The organism is Piscinibacter gummiphilus (genome assembly GCF_002116905.1).
GTDB lineage: Bacteria > Pseudomonadota > Gammaproteobacteria > Burkholderiales > Burkholderiaceae_C > Rhizobacter > Rhizobacter gummiphilus.
Window position 1 is genome coordinate 2,335,748 of the sequence record NZ_CP015118.1, and the last position, 16,792, is coordinate 2,352,539.

A 16,792-nucleotide genomic window follows, 5' to 3' on the forward strand; every position below is an offset into this window, starting at 1 on the left:
GCCTAATGCTCAACGGATATCGGCACAAAGCAATTCGTATTGACCCCGTTTCCGGTCGGCGAAAAAGTGCTTGAGCGTCTCGCGCACCGTGCGGAACGCCAGTTCGTCCCAGGGCACTTCCTCTTCCGAGAACAGGCGGGCCTCGATGGTCTCGGGGCCCGGGGCGAAATCGGTGTCGAGCAGGCGGGCGCGGTAGAAGAAGTGAACCTGGCCCACGTGCACCACGTTCAGCAGCGTGTAGAGCCCCTGCAGTTCCACCCGCGCGCCGGCTTCCTCGACCGTCTCGCGCACGGCGCCCTGTTCGGTCGTTTCCTGCAGTTCCATGAAGCCGGCCGGCAGCGTCCACAGGCCGAAGCGGGGTTCGATGTTGCGCTTGCACAGCAGCACCCGGTCGCCCCAGACGGGCAGGGTGCCCACCACGTTGAGCGGGTTTTCGTAGTGGATGGTGCCGCACACGGTGCAGGTGGCGCGCTCCAGCGAGTCGTCCGGCGGAACGCGGTACTCCGTGGGCGACCCGCAGGCCTTGCAATGCTTGATGCTGCGCAACTGGAACATGGCGGGCAGTGTAGCGCCGCCCATGGCATCATCGCCGACATCCTTTCCGCAGTTCCCCGAGGCCGTACCCCATGAGCCATGTGCTGACCCCGCCCCCCCTCGCCACCGTCCCGGTCGCGGGCACCGATCCCCAAGCCACGTTCCCCGTCCGCCGCATCTACTGTGTGGGCCGCAACTACGTCGACCACCAGATCGAGATGGGCGGCAGCGGCCGCGAGGAGCCGTTCTTTTTCATGAAGCCGGCCGACGCCGTGCTGCCGGTGCGCGAAGGCGAGACCGGCACCATGCACTACCCCGGCCTCACGAAGGACCTGCACCACGAGGTGGAGCTGGTCGTGGCCATCGGCAAGGGCGGCCGCGACATCGCCCCCGAGCAGGCCCTCGACCACGTCTGGGGCTACGCCGTGGGCCTCGACATGACCCGCCGCGACCTGCAGGGCGAGGCCAAGAAGCTGGGCCGCCCCTGGTGCACCGGCAAGGGCTTCGACGAGTCCGCGCCCATCAGCCCGATCCGCGCGGCGTCCGAGTGCTACCTGAGCGCGGCCACCACCATCGCGCTCGACGTCAACAACGCCAAGCGCCAGCACAGCGTGATCGGCAAGCTCATCTGGAGCGTGCCCGAGATCATCGCGAAGGTGTCGCAGGCCTGGGACCTGGCCCCGGGCGACCTGATCTTCACGGGCACGCCCGAAGGCGTGGCCAAGGTCGTGCCGGGCGACGTGCTCGCCGCGCGCATCGACGGCGTGGGGAGCCTGCGCGTCCAGCTGGTCGAACGCTGATCCCGCGGACGGTGGCGTGCAGCTCTACAGCTACTTCCGTTCGTCGGCATCGTTCCGGGTGCGCATCGCGCTCGAGCTCAAGGGGCTCGCGTACGACTACCTCCCGGTGCACCTGCTGAAGAACGAGCAGCTGCAGGCGCCGTTCGCCGACCTGAACCCCACGCACCTGATCCCGCTGCTGAAGGATGGCGACCTGACGGTCGCCCAGTCCCTGGCCATCGTCGAGTACCTCGACGAGACCCACCCCGAGCCGCCGCTGCTGCCGGCCGACCCGGCGGGGCGGGCCCGGGTGCGGGGCCTGGCGCTCGACGTGGCCTGCGAGATCCACCCGCTCAACAACCTGCGCGTGCTGCGGTACCTCGTCAAGACCCTCGGGGTCGACGACGAGGCCAAGAACGCGTGGTACCGCCACTGGGTGGAGGACGGCCTCGCGGCCGTCGAGGCCCAGCTGGCCGGCAGCCCGGCCACCGGCCGCTTCTGCCACGGCGACACGCCCACGCTGGCCGACATCGTGCTCGTGCCCCAGATCTTCAACGCCCGCCGGATGGATTGCCGGCTCGACCACGTGCCCACCGTGAAACGCATCGCCGACCACTGCATGACCCTCGACGCCTTCGCGAAGGCCCAGCCGTCCGCGTGCCCGGACGCGCAGGCATGAACCCCGACTGGCTGCAGCCCGACTGGACGGCCCCGGGCGCGAAGGGCCTGATGAGCACCCGCGCGGGCGGGCAGAGCACGGCCCCGTTCGACCGCCTGAACCTCGGCACGGCCGTGGGGGACGACCCCGCGGTCGTCGCGCGCAACCGCGCCATCTTCCGTGCCGCCACCGGCGGCGCCGCGCCCGTGTTCCTGAAACAGGTGCACGGGACACGCGTGCTGCGCCTCGGGGCATCGCACGCCGCCTCCAACGCCACGGTGGAGGAGGCCGACGCCAGCGTCACCACCGAACCGGGCCTCGCGTGCACGGTGCTCGTGGCCGACTGCCTGCCGGTGCTGTTCGCCGCGCCGGAAGGCCGGGCCGTGGGCGCGGCCCATGCCGGGTGGCGCGGGCTGTGCGGCGGCGTGCTCGAGGCGACGCTGCGCGAGGTGTGCGCCGCGGCGGTCTGCGGGCCCGATGAAGTGTCGGTGTGGCTGGGCGCCTGCATCGGTCCGCGCCGCTTCGAGGTGGGCCCCGACGTGCTCGAGGCCTTCGGGGCCGCCGGCGACACGGCCGTGGCCGCATGCTTTGCGCCGCTGCGTCCGGGCAAGTGGCTGGCCGACCTGCCGCGCCTCGCGCGCGGGCGGCTCGCGGCCGCCGGTGTCACCGCCATCAGCGGCGGCACCTGGTGCACCGTCGAGGACACCTCACGGTTCTTTTCGTTCCGCCGCGACGGCGTCACCGGCCGCATGGCCGCGGCGGCCTGGATCGACCGCTGACGCCGCCAGGGCCGCCGCGTCGGCCTCGGCTTCGGCCGCCTTGCGTGCGCGGCGCCGGGCCGGCGTGCCCATCAGGTACAGCACGATCGACAGCGGCAGCGCGCCGTACAGCAGGAACGTGAACAGGGCGCCGAGCACGGTGCCCTGCGGGCTCGTGGCTTCCGCGAGGGCCATCATCACAGTGACAAACAACCAGGCGATCGTGATGATGTGCATGGGATTCCGGTGACACGTTTTTAGGGCGAGAATGGGTCGAGTCGAGTGTCCGTCATCCGTGTGCACGAAGGAGACCTGTGAAGAACCGCGCTGTCCCCGATCCCCGCATCACCGAAGCCTTCGAGGCCTTCGGATCCACGGCCACCGACATGCTGAAGTCCGTCTCGGGACTGAGTGTGCCATTGCCCGCTCTGACCGAACTCCAGTCCGACTACCTCCGCCAGGCCTCCGAGTTGTGGAACAAGTCGGTGAACTTCGGTTCATCGAATGGCGAGGGTGCGAAGGCCCCCATCCCCGACCGGCGCTTCGCCGCGCCCGAATGGCAGTCCGACCCGGCCTCGTCGTTCGCCGCCCAGCTGTACCTGCTGAACGCGCGCACGCTGCAGAAGCTCGCCGACGCCGTCGAAGGCGACGAGAAGCCGCGCCAGCGGCTGCGCTTCGCCGTGCAGCAGTGGGTGGCCGCCGCGTCGCCCGCCAACTACCTGGCGACCAATCCCGAGGCGCTGCGCAAGGCCGTGGCCACGCAGGGCGAGAGCCTGAAGGAGGGCTTGGCGCACCTCGTCAACGACCTGCGCCAGGGACACATGTCCCAGACGGACGAGAGCCTCTTCGAGGTGGGCCGCAACGTCGCCACCACCGAGGGCGACGTGGTGTTCGAGAACGAGCTGTTCCAGCTGCTCGAGTACAAGCCTCTGACGGCGAAGGTGCACGCGCGTCCGTTGCTGATGGTGCCGCCGTGCATCAACAAGTACTACATCCTCGACCTGCAGCCGTCGAACTCGCTGATCCGCTACGCGGTGGCCGAGGGGCACCGGGTGTTCGTGGTCAGCTGGCGCAACGCCGACGCCAGCATGGCCCACATGACCTGGGACGACTACATCGAGACGGGCGCCATCCAGGCGATCGAGCTGGTGCAGGAGATCACCGGCGCCGAGACCATCAACACGCTCGGCTTCTGCGTCGGTGGCACCATTCTTGCCACTGCGCTGTCGGTGCTGGCCCGTCGTGGCGTCCAGCCCGCCGAAAGCATGACGCTGCTGACCACCTTCCTCGATTTCGAGAACACCGGCGTCCTCGACCTGTTCGTGGACGAGGCGATGGTGAAGATGCGCGAGCTCACCATCGGCCCGGACAGCCCCACGAAGGGCGGCCTGCTCAAGGGCCAGGAACTCGCCGGCACGTTCAGCTCGCTGCGCCCGAACGACCTGGTCTGGAACTACGTGGTGGGCAACTACCTGAAGGGCGAGACCCCGCCCGCGTTCGACCTGCTGTACTGGAACAGCGACAGCACCAACCTGCCGGGGCCCATGTACTGCTGGTACCTGCGCCACACGTACCACGAGAACAACCTCGTGAAGCCCGGCACGGCCGTGGTGTGCGGCGAGGCGGTGGACTTCGGCGAACTCGACCTGCCCGTGTACGTGTACGGCTCGCGCGAGGACCACATCGTCCCGTGGGACGCCGCGTACCGCAACCTCGCCGCGCTGAGCGGCAACCAGGGGCGCACCCGCTTCGTGCTGGGCGCCTCGGGCCACATCGCCGGCGTGATCAACCCGCCGGCGGCGAAGAAGCGCAGCCACTGGATCGGCAACGGCACGGCCAAGGCCCCGGCCACCGCCCAGGCCTGGCTCGAGAAGGCCACCGAACACGCCGGCAGCTGGTGGCCCGACTGGTCCGCCTGGCTCGCTCGCAACGCCGGCCCGATGGTGGCCGCGCCGAAACGACCCGGCTCCAGGCAGTACCCGCCCATCGAGGCGGCTCCCGGCCGCTATGTCAAGCAGAAAGCCTGACACCTTGACGCGCCGACCCCCGAAGCAGACATTGCCTTCATCCACTCCCCCTTTTCCGGAGACTTTCCCATGACCGACATCGTCATCGTCGCCGCCGCCCGCACCGCCGTGGGCAAGTTCGGTGGCACCCTCGCCAAGACCCCTGCACCGGAATTGGGCGCCGCCGTCGTCGTCGACCTGCTGCGCCGCGCGAAACTCACCGGCGACCAGATCAACGAAGTGATCCTGGGCCAGGTGCTCACCGCCGGCTCGGGCCAGAACCCCGCCCGCCAGACCGTCGTCAAGAGCGGCCTGCCGCAGGGCGTGCCGGCGCTGACCATCAACGCCGTGTGCGGCTCGGGCCTGAAGGCCGTGATGCTGGCGGCCCAGGCCATCCGTGACGGCGACTCCGAGATCATCATCGCCGGCGGCCAGGAGAGCATGAGCCTCGCCCCGCACGTGCTGCCCAACTCGCGTGAAGGCCAGCGCATGGGCGACTGGAAGCTCGTCGACTCCATGATCACCGACGGCCTGTGGGACGTGTACAACCAGTACCACATGGGCATCACCGCCGAGAACGTGGCGAAGAAGCACGGCATCAGCCGCGAGGCGCAGGACGCCTTCGCGCTCGCGTCGCAGCAGAAGGCCGTGGCCGCGCAGGACGCCGGCAAGTTCAAGGACGAGATCGTGCCGTTCACGATCCCGCAGAAGAAGGGTGACCCGGTGGTGTTCGCCACCGACGAATTCATCAACCGCAAGAGCACGGCCGAGGCACTCGCCGGCCTGCGCCCCGCCTTCGACAAGGCGGGCGGTGTCACCGCGGGCAACGCGTCGGGCCTGAACGACGGCGCCGCCGGCGTGGTCGTCATGACCGCGAAGAAGGCCGACCAGCTGGGCCTCACGCCGCTCGCGCGCATCCGCAGCTACGCCACCGTGGCGCTCGACCCGTCCATCATGGGCATGGGCCCCGTGCCCGCCTCGCAGAAGGCGCTGCGGCGCGCCGGCTGGAAGGCCTCCGACCTCGACCTGCTCGAGATCAACGAAGCCTTCGCGGCCCAGGCCTGCGCCGTCAACAACGAGATGGGCTGGGACACCAGCAAGGTCAACGTCAACGGCGGTGCCATCGCCATCGGCCACCCCATCGGTGCGTCGGGCTGCCGCATCCTCGTCACGCTGCTGCACGAGATGCAGCGCCGCGATGCCAAGAAGGGCATCGCGAGCCTGTGCATCGGGGGTGGCATGGGCGTTGCACTGACGGTCGAGCGCTGACCCGGTTTCATCACCGCTGGACCTCCTCGCGCACCGCCTCGGTGTGCGGTGGGTCAGGGGATGTCCACACGGGCGGTGCACAGCGGCAACGGTCATCGGCGACCCCAGGGGGAACCCGATTGACCGGTGCCCACCAGAGGGGGACGCTCGGGGTGCCTGCTCACGAAGCGGGTTCCCGGGCCAAACCCCCATTCATCGATTTCAAGGAGAGGTAAATGACCCAGAAGATTGCGTACGTCACGGGTGGCATGGGTGGCATCGGCACCTCGATGTGCCAGCGCCTGCACAAGGACGGTTTCAAGGTGATCGCCGGCTGCGGACCCAGCCGCGATTTCAACAAGTGGCTCGACGAGCAGAAGGCCCAGGGCTACACGTTCCATGCTTCCGTGGGCAACGTGGGCGACTGGGATTCCACCGTGGCCGCCTTCCAGAAGGCCAAGGCCGAACACGGCCCCATCGACGTGCTCGTCAACAACGCCGGCATCACGCGCGACGGCATGTTCCGCAAGATGAGCCGTGCCGACTGGGACGCCGTCATCGAGACGAACCTCACCAGCCTGTTCAACGTGACCAAGCAGGTCATCGAGGACATGCTCGAGCGCGGCTGGGGCCGCATCATCAACATCAGCTCGGTCAACGGCGAGAAGGGCCAGTTCGGGCAGACGAACTACTCGGCCGCGAAGGCCGGCATGCACGGCTTCACGATGGCCCTCGCGCAGGAAGTGGCGAACAAGGGCGTCACGGTGAACACCGTGAGCCCGGGCTACATCGCCACCGACATGGTCAAGTCCATCCGCCAGGACGTGCTCGACAAGATCGTCGCCGGCATCCCGGTCAAGCGCCTCGGCACGCCGGAGGACATCGCGTCCATCGTGGCGTGGGTGGCGTCGGATGAGTCCGGTTTCGCGACCGGGGCTGATTTTTCCGTCAACGGCGGCCTCCACATGGGCTAGTGCGGAAGGGTCGATCGCCGGGCTGCGCGGCCCGAATCCGGTTTCTGCGCTTCTCGCCGTACGCTTGTACGGCTGCGATGCTCGAAACCGGCTTCGGGCCGCTCGCTTCCGGCGCTCGATCCCTTCGAGGCGCTCTGGCAGTTCTTTGGCTGAGCCTTGCCTGAGGGGCTTTCGCAGAACAACAAGAACACCCGCGGCGCGGGGAGGACGGACATGCTTTTCGAGTGCAACACACGCGCCCTTCGGCGCGTGCTTCTTTTTGTGGGCCTGCTGGGGACCTTGCACTCCGTTCCCGCACAGGACACCTCTGCGGTGGAACCCCCACTGCCCGCCGAGGCCTACGCCAGCCCGGGCCGCCTCACGTCGCTGTCGCTGTCCCCGGACGGCACGCGGGTGGTGGCGCTGTCGAACGAAGGTGACCAGACCACGGTGGTCACTCGGCCGGTGCTGGCGGGTCAGTGGACGGGCGCCTTGCGCAGCGGCGACGAGACGTTCCGCATCGGGTGGGTGAACTGGGCGGGCAACGACCGCCTGCTGGTATCGGTGGTGTTCGCCTCGCGGCGCGGGTATGTCGGTACCACCGAGACGCGGCTGCTGTCGATCCGGCCGGATGGCTCCGATCTGGTCAACGTGCTGAGGAACCCGCCGGGGGGCGGCGTGCTGCCTCAGTACCAGGACTCTGTCATCGACTACCTGCCGGACGACGATGGCCGGTACGTGCTGATGGAGCTCCCCGAGTCGAAGGGCGTGTTCCCCGGCGTGCACCGGGTGGACGTGCGGACGGCACGGCGCGTGATGGTGCAGGCGCCCATGAAGGACGTGCACCACTGGAAGACCGACCGCCAGCACCGCGTGCGCATCGCGGTCCGGCGCACGGGCACCACCGTCGAGATCCGTGTGCGGGACCCTGAAGGGTCGGCGTGGCGCACGGCGTGGTCCTTCGACAAGGCCGACGACATGGTGTGGCCGATCGGCTTCGGCGAGGATCCGCAGGAGTTGCTGGTGACCGCGCCTCACGAGGGACGGCGTGCCGTCTTCTCGGTCCGCCTGGACGACCCGGCGCTGAAGCGCACGCTGCATGTCGTGCCCGACGGCAGCCGGCCCGTCGACGGGTTCTTCCGTGCGGGCGGTTCCGGCCGCGTGCTCGGGGCCTACATCCGGGCGTCCGCGGACGACACGGAAACCCAGATCGATTGGTGGGACCCGGCCTGGAAGGCTCAGGCGAAAGCGCTGGACCTCGCCTTGCCGGGCCGGGTCAACCGCGTGTTCGGCGTCGACCGGCAGGAGCAGACCTACCTGCTGAACTCCCGGGTCAAGGGCCGCACGGCGACGTTCTATGCGGGCGACCGCCGCACCGGTGACCTGTTCGAACTGGGCCAGTCTCAACCGCAGCTGGCCCGCACGGGGTTCTCCGAGCGGCGCGTGGTGACGATCCCGGGGCGCGACGGCAAGCCGTTCACTGCGACCTGGTCGGCCGCACCCGCCTCCGGCGGAGGCACCCCGGTGCGCCCGCTGGTCGTGGAAGCGTGGGGCGGACCCGGTAGCCGCGCGAACACCTGGCTGGACCTGCGGAACGAGTTCCTCGTGAGCCGCGGGTACGCCGTGCTGTCCGTGAACTTCCGTGGCGACGTGGGCGAGGCGCACTCCCTGCACATGGCCGGGCTCAAGGACTGGGGCGCCGCGATGCAGCAGGACCTCGACGATGCCGTGCAGTGGGCCGTGGGACAGGGTCTCGCCGACCCATCGCGGGTGTGCCTTTTCGGGGAGGGGTATGCGGCCTACGGGGCGTTGATGGGGGCGCTCCGCGCACCGGGTCGGTACCGCTGCGCGATCAGCCTCTCGGGGGTCACCGACCTGCCGGACCTGGCCCTGTACTGGCAGTCGTACGTGCAGGGGACCGAGGCGGTGAAGGTGAACCTCGGCGACACCTGGAGCCAGAGCGCCGAACTCGAGGCGGCGTCACCCGCGCTGCAGGCCGGTCGGTACCAGGTGCCGCTGCTGCTGGCGCACGGCACGGCCGACCGCCTGGTGCCGGTCGAGCAGAGCGAGTCCCTCGCGAAGGCGCTGAAGCGCGCGGGCAAGCCGTACCGCTACCTGCCGCTCGAAGGGGTGACCATGGCCTGACTCGCTACTCGCACCGCGTCGAGTTCTTCAAGGCGATGGAAGCGTTCCTTGCCGAGCAGCTGGTGCCGGTGCCCCGGGCCGCGGGCCCGGCCTCCGGGGCCTGATCGACGCTCAGGCGCTGATCGCGTCGAGCAGTTCCGTCTCGATCTCGATCTGCGCCCGGTTCTGTTGCAGCGCGGGGCCATCGATCAGGAAGATGTCTTCCACACGCTCGCCGAGGGTGATGATCTTGGCGAGCTGCAGGTTGATCTGGTGGCGGGCCAGCACGCGGGCGATGGCGAACAGCAGGCCCGAGCGGTCGCTGGTGGACACGCCGAGGATCCAGCGCTGGCCGCGTTCATCGGGGCGCAGCGTGACGCGCGGCGTCACGGGGAACGACTTCACGCGGCGCGAGAGCCGGCCGCGGTTGGGCTGCGGCAGCGGGCCGTCGTCCTTCAGGGCCAGCGTGGCCTGGGTCTCGACGAGCGAGATCAGGTCGCGGTAGTGCTGGTCGATCTGGGGGCTGATCACCTGGAAGGTGTCGAGCGCGTAGCCGGCGCGGGTGGTGTGCACCTTGGCTTCGAGAATGTTGAAGCCGGCGCCGTCGAAGTAGCCGCAGATGCGGGCGAAGAGGTCGCGGCGGTCGGGTGAGTACACGAGCACCTGCAGGCCCTCGCCCACCGACGACAGGCGCGCGCGCACCACCGGCTCGGGGCTGTCGACGTGGCGGAACAGCGAGCGGGCATGCCAGGCGATCTCGCCGGCGTCGTGCCGCGCGAAGTAGCTGAGTTCGAGCGTCTTCCACAGTGGCGCCTCGGTGCCGGGCAGCATCGAGTACAGGTTCAGCGTGTGGCGGGCGTCCTGCTTGCGGCTCTCGATGTCGGCATCGAGGTTGGGCTTGGCGCCGCCCAGCGCGCGCAACGTGAGGCGGTACAGGTCCTCCAGCAGCTTGCCCTTCCACGCGTTCCACACCTTCGGGCTCGTGCCGCGGATGTCGGCCACGGTCAGCAGGTACAGCGCGGTGAGGCGCCGCTCGCTGCCCAGCAGGCGGGCGAAGTTCTGGATCACCTCGGGGTCGCTCAGGTCTTCCTTCTGCGCGATGCGGGACATCGTCAGGTGGCCCGACACCAGGAACTCGACGAGGGCGGTGTCCTCCTTGTCGATGCGGTGGTCGCGGCAGAAGCGCCGCACCTCCACCGCCCCGAGTTCGGAGTGGTCGCCGCCGCGGCCCTTGGCCACGTCGTGGAAGAGGGCGGCGATGTAGAGCAGCCAGGGCTTGTCGAACGACGCGGCCAGCTGCGAGCAGAACGGGTACTCGTGCGCGTGTTCGGCGATGAAGAAGCGGCGCACGTTGCGCAGCACCATCAGGATGTGCTGGTCCACCGTGTAGACGTGGAACAGGTCGTGCTGCATCTGGCCCACGATGCGCCGGAACACCCACAGGTAGCGGCCCAGCACGCTCGTCTGGTTCATCAGGCGGAAGGCGTGCGTGTGGCCTTCGGGCTCCTGCAGGATGCGCATGAACATCGCGTGGTTGCGCGGGTCGCGGCGGAAGTCGCCGTTCATCACCTCGCGGGCGTTGTAGAGCGCGCGCAGCGTGCGGGCCGACAGGCCCTCGAGGCCGGGCGTCTGCTGGAACACCAGGAAGGTTTCCAGGATGGCGTGCGGCTCGCGCTCGTACAGGTCGTCGCTGGCGACCTCGAGCATGCCGCCGCGGTCGAGGAAACGCTCGTTGATGGGCTGCATCGGGGCGCCGGCAGAGCCGTTCACGCGCTCCTCGATGTTGAGCATCAGGATCTGGTTCAGCTGGGTGACCGCCTTGGCTGCCCAGTAGTAGCGGCGCATCAGCACCTCGGACACGCGCTGGCCCTTGGTGGGCTGGTAGCCGAAGCTCTCGGCCACGGCGGTCTGCAGGTCGAACACGAGGCGGTCTTCGCGGCGGCCGGCCACGACGTGCAGCCGCGCCCGGATCAGGCGCAGCAGCCCTTCGTTGCGCTGCAGCTGCTTCACCTCGAACGGGGTGATCAGCCCGTTGGCGGCCATCTCGCTCCAGCTCTTGCCGAGGCCGGCGGCGCGGGCCACCCACACCAGCACCTGCAGGTCGCGCAGGCCGCCGGGGCTTTCCTTGCAGTTGGGTTCCAGCGAGTACGGGGTGTCCTCGTACTTCTGGTGGCGCTGGCGCATCTCGAGCGTCTTGGCGCGCAGGAACGCCCGCGGCTCCATCGCGGCGGTGTTCGCCTTGCAGAATGTGGTGAAGAGCCGCTTGGCCCCGCACAGGAAACGCGATTCGAGCAGGGCGGTCTGCACCGTGACGTCGGCCTGCGCCTCGGCGATGCATTCCTCCACCGTGCGCACGCTGGAGCCGATCTCGAGGCCGATGTCCCAGCAAGCGGTGATGAAGCCTTCGATGGCGGACTTCAGCGCGTCGTTGCTGCCGTCGACACCGGCCGGCAGCAGCACGAGCACGTCGACGTCGGAGTAGGGGAACAGCTCGCCGCGTCCGTAGCCGCCGACCGCGACCAGCGCCGCGCCGGGCGGCATCATCGCGTGTTCCCACAGGTCGGCGAGGGTGGTGTCGACGTGGCGGCACAGGGCGCGCACGAGGCGGGTGGCGTGCGCGGCGGAGGCGCGCGACTCGGCGAACGGTTTCAGCAGCGCCGCCTTGCCTTCGCGGAAGCGGGCACGGAGCCCGGCGATGCCGGTGGGAGGGGCAACGGCGGCGGGCACGGCGGACATCGAGGCGTCAGCCGGCGACCGGGGCGGAGGCGGGCTGCAGGGCGAAGTCGGGCGGCGGCGGGCTGCCGGCCGACATCGTCAGCACCTCGTAGCCGGTCTCGGTGACCAGCACCGTGTGCTCCCACTGCGCCGACAGCGACCGGTCCTTCGTGACGATGGTCCAGCCGTCGTACGGCTTGTTGCCCTTGCGGTCGTCCTTGATGTCCTTGCGGCCCTGGTTGATCATGGGCTCGATCGTGAAGATCATGCCGGGCACCAGTTCCTCGAGCGTGCCCGGGCGGCCGTAGTGCAGCACCTGGGGCTCCTCGTGGAACTTCTGGCCCACGCCGTGGCCGCAGTACTCGCGCACCACCGAGTAGCCGTTCTTCTCGGCGTACGTCTGGATGGCGTGGCCGATGTCGCCCAGGCGTGCGCCCGGGCGCACCTTCACGATGCCCTTCCACATGGCCTCGAAGGTGACCTGGCACAGGCGCTTGGCCGCGATGCTGGCCTTGCCCACGACGAACATGCGGCTGTTGTCGCCGTGCCAGCCGTCGTAGATCGGGGTGACGTCGACGTTGACGATGTCGCCGTCCTTGAGCGGCACGTCGTCGGGGATGCCGTGGCACACGACGTCGTTGACCGAGGTGCAGAGCGACGCCGGGTAGGGCGGGTGGCCCGGCGGCTGGTAGTTCAGCGTGGCCGGGATGCTCTTCTGCACGTTGACCATGTAGTCGTGCGCGAGCCGGTCGATCTCCCGGGTGGTGATGCCCGGCACGATGTGCGGGGTCAGCATGTCCAGGACTTCGGAGCCGAGGCGGCAGGCGGTGCGCATGCCGGCGATCCCGGCGGCGTCTTTGATCACGATGCTCATAGTCCGCAATTATCTCACCGACCCCGTAAAATCCCGGATTCACCGATCGCTGCCCCCCGGGCCGAGGTCGGCCTTTTGCCACAAACACCCGCCCAAGCGTGACTTCTACCTCCAAGCATCTGCTGCATTTCGAGGGCGGCAACGCCCTGTCGGCCTTCCGCGCCCAGGCGCTGCTGCCCCGGTTGCAGGCCGTGTCCCCCCGCATCACCGGCGTCTCGGCCCGCCACGTGCACTGGGTCTGGAGCGAAGCGCAGCTGCCGGCGCCGGCCGTGGCCACGCTGGAAGCCCTGCTGAAGTACGGCGATGCCTACACCGGCCCGAGCGACGGCGCGCTGATCGTGGTGGCGCCCCGCCTGGGCACCGTGTCGCCCTGGGCCTCCAAGGCCACCGACATCGCCCACAACTGCGGCCTGGCCATCAAGCGGGTGGAGCGGGTCACGGAATTCCGCCTGACGCTCAAGACCGGGCTGCTGGGCGGGGCGAAGGCCCTGACGGCCGAGGAACTGCAGGCCGCCGCCGCGCTGCTGCACGACCGCATGACCGAGAGCGTGTTGCTGCAGCGCGAGGACGCCGTCCACCTGTTCGACGAACGCGCCGGACGCCCGATGGAACACGTCGACGTGCTGTCCCTCGGCCGCTCGGCGCTGGTCTCGGCCAACAAGGACTTCGGCCTGGCCCTGTCCGACGACGAGATCGACTACCTGGTGGACGCCTTCACCGGCCTCAAGCGCAACCCGACGGACGTCGAGCTGATGATGTTCGCGCAGGCCAACAGCGAACACTGCCGCCACAAGATCTTCAACGCGAACTTCACCATCGACGGCGAGGCGCAGGAACACTCGCTGTTCCAGATGATCCGCAACACCCACAAGCTGGCGCCCCAGCACACCGTGATCGCCTACAGCGACAACGCGTCGGTGATGGAGGGCGGCACCATCGAACGCTGGCTGCCGGGCGAGGGTGAGAAGTACGGCCCGAAGCAGGACACCGTGCACGTGCTGATGAAGGTCGAGACGCACAACCACCCGACGGCCATCTCGCCGTTCCCCGGCGCGTCCACCGGCTCCGGCGGCGAGATCCGCGACGAGGGCGCCACCGGCCGCGGCTCGCGCCCGAAGTCGGGCCTGACCGGCTTCAGCGTGTCGAACCTGAACCTGCCCGGCACGAACGAGCCGTGGGAGCAGGCCCCGTACGGCAAGCCCGAGCACATCGCGAGCCCCCTGCAGATCATGATCGACGGCCCGCTGGGCGGCGCCGCGTTCAACAACGAATTCGGCCGCTCGAACCTCGGCGGCTACTTCCGCGTGTACGAGCAGACCGTGGGCGAGGGCGCCGACGCCATCCGCCGCGGCTACCACAAGCCCATCATGATCGCGGGCGGCCTCGGGCAGATCTCGGCGTCGCAGACGCAGAAGGTGGTCTTCGCCCCCGGTACGCTGCTGATCCAGCTGGGCGGCCCGGGCATGCGCATCGGCATGGGCGGCAGCGCCGCCAGCTCGATGGCCGCGGGCGCCAACGCCGCCGAACTCGACTTCGATTCGGTGCAGCGCGGCAACCCGGAAATCCAGCGCCGTGCGCAGGAAGTCATCAACCACTGCTGGGCGCTGGGTGAAGCCAACCCCATCCTGGCCATCCACGACGTGGGTGCGGGCGGCATCTCGAACGCCTTCCCCGAGCTGGTGGACGGCGCCTCGCTGGGCGCCCGCTTCGACCTGAGCAAGGTGCCGCTGGAGGAGTCGGGCCTGGCCCCGAAGGAAATCTGGTGCAACGAGAGCCAGGAACGCTACGTGATGGCGGTCTCGCCCGAGGCGCTGCCGGTGTTCCAGGCCTTCTGTGAACGCGAGCGCTGCCCGTTCGCCGTGGTGGGCGTCACCACCGCCGAGAAGGAACTGGTGCTGGAAGACGGCCCGGGTGGCGAGCAGGCCATCAAGATGCCCATGGAGGTGCTGCTCGGCAAGCCGCCGAAGATGCACCGCGACGTCAAGCGCGTGGAGCGCGTGCTCAAGCCCGTGGACCTGAACGGCGTGTCGCTGGAGAAGGTGGCCTTCGACGTGCTGCGCCACCCGACGGTGGCGAGCAAGCGCTTCCTGATCACCATCGGCGACCGCACCGTGGGCGGCCTCAACAGCCGTGACCAGATGGTCGGCCCGTGGCAGGTGCCGGTGGCCGACGTGGCCGTCACGCTCGCCGACTACAGCGGCTTCCAGGGCGAGGCCATGGCCATGGGCGAACGTTCGCCGCTGGCCTCCCTCGACGCCCCGGCCTCCGGCCGCATGGCCGTGGCCGAGGCCATCACGAACCTGCTGGCCGCGCCCATCGACCTGCCGCGCGTGAAGCTGAGCTGCAACTGGATGGCCGCCTGCGGCGAACCCGGTGAAGACGCCGCGCTGTACGAGACCGTGAAGGCCGTCGGCATGGACCTGTGCCCGGCCCTCGGCATCAGCGTGCCGGTGGGCAAGGACAGCCTGTCCATGCGCACCCGCTGGACCGACAACAACGACGTGCGCCAGGTCACCGCGCCGGTGAGCCTCGTGGTCACCGCGTTCGCGTCGCTCGCCGACGTGCGCCCCACGCTCACGCCGCAGCTGCAGGCCGGCGACACCACGCTGGTGCTGGTCGACCTCGGCCAGGGCCAGGGCCGCCTCGGCGGCTCGATGCTCGCCCAGGTGCTGAACCAGTTCGGCGACCGCGTGCCCGATGTGGACGATCCGGCCCAGCTGAAGGCGCTGGTGTCGGCCGTGAACGCGCTGCGCGCCCAGGGCCGCATCCTCGCGTACCACGACCGCAGCGACGGCGGCTTGTGGGCCGCGGCCTGCGAGATGGCCTTCGCGGGCCACCTCGGCGTCAGCCTGAACGTGGACCTGCTGGTCACCGAAGGCGACGGCATCAGCGACAGCCGCGCCGAGTTCGGCGATTCGAAGAACTGGGCCGGCCAGGTGAACGCCCGCCGCGAGGAACTGACGCTGCGCGCGCTGTTCAACGAAGAGCTGGGCGTGGTGCTGCAGGTGCCCACCGCCGTGCGCAACGAGGTCATGCAGACCCTGCGCGAGCACGGCCTGAGCAAACACAGCCACTTCATCGGCAAGACCAACGTCCGCGGCATCGTCGAGGTGTGGCGCGACGCGAAGCAGGTCTTCTCGGCCCCGCTGCGCGACCTGCACCAGGCCTGGGACGACGTCAGCGCGCGCATTGCCGCGCTGCGCGACAACCCGGCCTGCGCCGAGGCCGAACACGCCGCTGCCGGCGCCGAGAACGACCCGGGCCTGCACGTGCACCTCACCTTCGACCCGAAGGAGGACGTGGCCGCCCCGTTCGTGAACACGGCCCGCCCGAAGATGGCGATCCTGCGCGAGCAGGGCGTGAACAGCCACGTCGAGATGAGCTATGCCATGTCGAAGGCGGGCTTCGACACCTACGACGTGCACATGAGCGACCTGCAGTCGGGCCGCGCGGTGCTGACCGGGTTCCAGGGCTTCGTCGCCTGCGGCGGCTTCAGCTACGGCGACACGCTGGGCGCCGGCGAAGGCTGGGCGCGGTCGGTGATGTTCAACCCGAAGCTGGCCGAGCAGTTCGAGGCCTTCTTCAAGCGCCAGGACACGCTGGCCCTGGGCGTGTGCAACGGCTGCCAGATGATGGCGGCGCTGGCCCCCATCATCCCGGGCGCCGAGGCCTGGCCGAAGTTCACGCGCAACCGCAGCGAGCAGTTCGAGGCGCGCCTGTCGCTCGTCGAGGTGCTGGAGAGCCCGTCGGTGTTCCTGACCGGCATGGCCGGCTCGCGGGTGCCCATCGCCGTCGCCCACGGCGAAGGCTTCGCCGACTTCTCGCAGCGCGGCGACGCGGCGAAGGTGCACCGCGCGATGCGCTACGTGGACCACCACGGCGCGCCCACCGAGGTGTACCCGTTCAACCCGAACGGCAGCCCGGAGGGCCTCACCGCCGTCACCACGCCGGACGGCCGCTTCACCGCGCTGATGCCGCACCCGGAGCGGGTGTTCCGCAACGTGCAGATGAGCTGGACGAGCGGGGATCGCGGCGACGCCAGCCCTTGGGCGCGACTGTTCGCGAACGCGCGGCGCTGGGTCGGTTGAACGAGTGCCGGCGTTGAAAGCAGAAAGGCCCGCGGTTGCGGGCCTTTCCGTTTCA

12 protein-coding genes are annotated in these 16,792 nt (G+C 69.4%); 8 read left to right on the forward strand and 4 right to left on the reverse strand.

Features of this window, described 5'->3' with window-relative positions; translation table 11 throughout:
- Positions 1-9 precede the first annotated feature (9 nt).
- Positions 10-555, reverse strand: coding sequence for an NUDIX hydrolase (locus A4W93_RS10515; RefSeq protein WP_085750562.1), 546 nt, complete (start codon positions 553-555; stop codon positions 10-12).
- Between the two features lie 71 nt (positions 556-626).
- Between A4W93_RS10515 and A4W93_RS10520 the strand changes: the two genes are divergently transcribed.
- The 3 genes from A4W93_RS10520 to pgeF are packed head-to-tail and all read left to right on the forward strand — an operon-like array spanning position 627 to position 2,750.
- Entirely contained in the window at positions 627-1,334 is a 708-nt protein-coding gene (locus A4W93_RS10520) for a fumarylacetoacetate hydrolase family protein (RefSeq protein ID WP_085750563.1), read from the forward strand.
- Positions 1,335-1,350: 16 nt separating this feature from the next.
- Complete coding sequence (gene maiA / locus A4W93_RS10525; RefSeq protein WP_085750564.1) at positions 1,351-1,992, forward strand: maleylacetoacetate isomerase; 642 nt, start codon at positions 1,351-1,353, stop codon at positions 1,990-1,992.
- Positions 1,989-2,750: a peptidoglycan editing factor PgeF gene (gene pgeF, locus A4W93_RS10530; protein WP_085750565.1), complete on the forward strand. Its 762-nt coding sequence runs from the start codon at positions 1,989-1,991 to the stop codon at positions 2,748-2,750. The genes maiA and pgeF overlap by 4 nt, the downstream gene beginning before the upstream one ends.
- On the opposite strand, the gene A4W93_RS10535 is transcribed toward pgeF, so the two are convergent.
- Positions 2,679-2,966, reverse strand: coding sequence for a hypothetical protein (locus tag A4W93_RS10535; protein ID WP_085750566.1), 288 nt, complete (start codon positions 2,964-2,966; stop codon positions 2,679-2,681). The two genes, pgeF and A4W93_RS10535, sit on opposite strands and share 72 nt — an antisense overlap.
- A 149-nt stretch (positions 2,967-3,115) precedes the next feature.
- Between A4W93_RS10535 and phaC the strand changes: the two genes are divergently transcribed.
- The 4 genes from phaC (at position 3,116) to A4W93_RS10555 (ending at position 9,081) form a co-directional block, all read left to right on the forward strand.
- Complete coding sequence (phaC, locus tag A4W93_RS10540; protein ID WP_085754118.1) at positions 3,116-4,756, forward strand: class I poly(R)-hydroxyalkanoic acid synthase; 1,641 nt, start codon at positions 3,116-3,118, stop codon at positions 4,754-4,756.
- Positions 4,757-4,825: 69 nt separating this feature from the next.
- Positions 4,826-6,004, forward strand: a complete 1,179-nt coding sequence (locus A4W93_RS10545) for an acetyl-CoA C-acetyltransferase (RefSeq protein WP_085750567.1) — start codon at positions 4,826-4,828, stop codon at positions 6,002-6,004.
- 215 nt (positions 6,005-6,219) lie between these two features.
- Positions 6,220-6,957 carry an acetoacetyl-CoA reductase gene (gene phbB / locus A4W93_RS10550; protein WP_085750568.1) on the forward strand — a complete coding sequence of 246 codons (738 nt, stop codon included), beginning with the start codon at positions 6,220-6,222 and terminating at the stop codon, positions 6,955-6,957.
- 312 nt (positions 6,958-7,269) lie between these two features.
- A complete protein-coding gene (locus tag A4W93_RS10555) occupies positions 7,270-9,081 on the forward strand; it encodes an alpha/beta hydrolase family protein (protein WP_157782143.1) in 1,812 nt (603 codons plus the stop codon).
- 111 nt (positions 9,082-9,192) lie between these two features.
- On the opposite strand, the gene A4W93_RS10560 is transcribed toward A4W93_RS10555, so the two are convergent.
- Entirely contained in the window at positions 9,193-11,796 is a 2,604-nt protein-coding gene (locus A4W93_RS10560) for a [protein-PII] uridylyltransferase (RefSeq protein ID WP_085750570.1), read from the reverse strand.
- A 7-nt stretch (positions 11,797-11,803) separates the two neighbouring features.
- Complete coding sequence (map, locus tag A4W93_RS10565; RefSeq protein WP_085750571.1) at positions 11,804-12,649, reverse strand: type I methionyl aminopeptidase; 846 nt, start codon at positions 12,647-12,649, stop codon at positions 11,804-11,806.
- A 98-nt stretch (positions 12,650-12,747) separates the two neighbouring features.
- Between map and purL the strand changes: the two genes are divergently transcribed.
- Positions 12,748-16,737, forward strand: a complete 3,990-nt coding sequence (gene purL / locus A4W93_RS10570) for a phosphoribosylformylglycinamidine synthase (RefSeq protein WP_085750572.1) — start codon at positions 12,748-12,750, stop codon at positions 16,735-16,737.
- The last annotated feature ends 55 nt before the right edge of the window (positions 16,738-16,792 follow it).

Coding starts and splice junctions, on each gene's coding strand:
- A4W93_RS10515 (WP_085750562.1), bottom strand. CDS start 555: ATGTTCCAGTTGCGCAGCATCAAGCATTGCAAGGCCTGCGGGTCGCCC.
- A4W93_RS10520 (WP_085750563.1), top strand. CDS start 627: ATGAGCCATGTGCTGACCCCGCCCCCCCTCGCCACCGTCCCGGTCGCG.
- pgeF (WP_085750565.1), top strand. CDS start 1,989: ATGAACCCCGACTGGCTGCAGCCCGACTGGACGGCCCCGGGCGCGAAG.
- A4W93_RS10535 (WP_085750566.1), bottom strand. CDS start 2,966: ATGCACATCATCACGATCGCCTGGTTGTTTGTCACTGTGATGATGGCC.
- phaC (WP_085754118.1), top strand. CDS start 3,116: ATGCTGAAGTCCGTCTCGGGACTGAGTGTGCCATTGCCCGCTCTGACC.
- A4W93_RS10545 (WP_085750567.1), top strand. CDS start 4,826: ATGACCGACATCGTCATCGTCGCCGCCGCCCGCACCGCCGTGGGCAAG.
- phbB (WP_085750568.1), top strand. CDS start 6,220: ATGACCCAGAAGATTGCGTACGTCACGGGTGGCATGGGTGGCATCGGC.
- A4W93_RS10560 (WP_085750570.1), bottom strand. CDS start 11,796: ATGTCCGCCGTGCCCGCCGCCGTTGCCCCTCCCACCGGCATCGCCGGG.
- map (WP_085750571.1), bottom strand. CDS start 12,649: ATGAGCATCGTGATCAAAGACGCCGCCGGGATCGCCGGCATGCGCACC.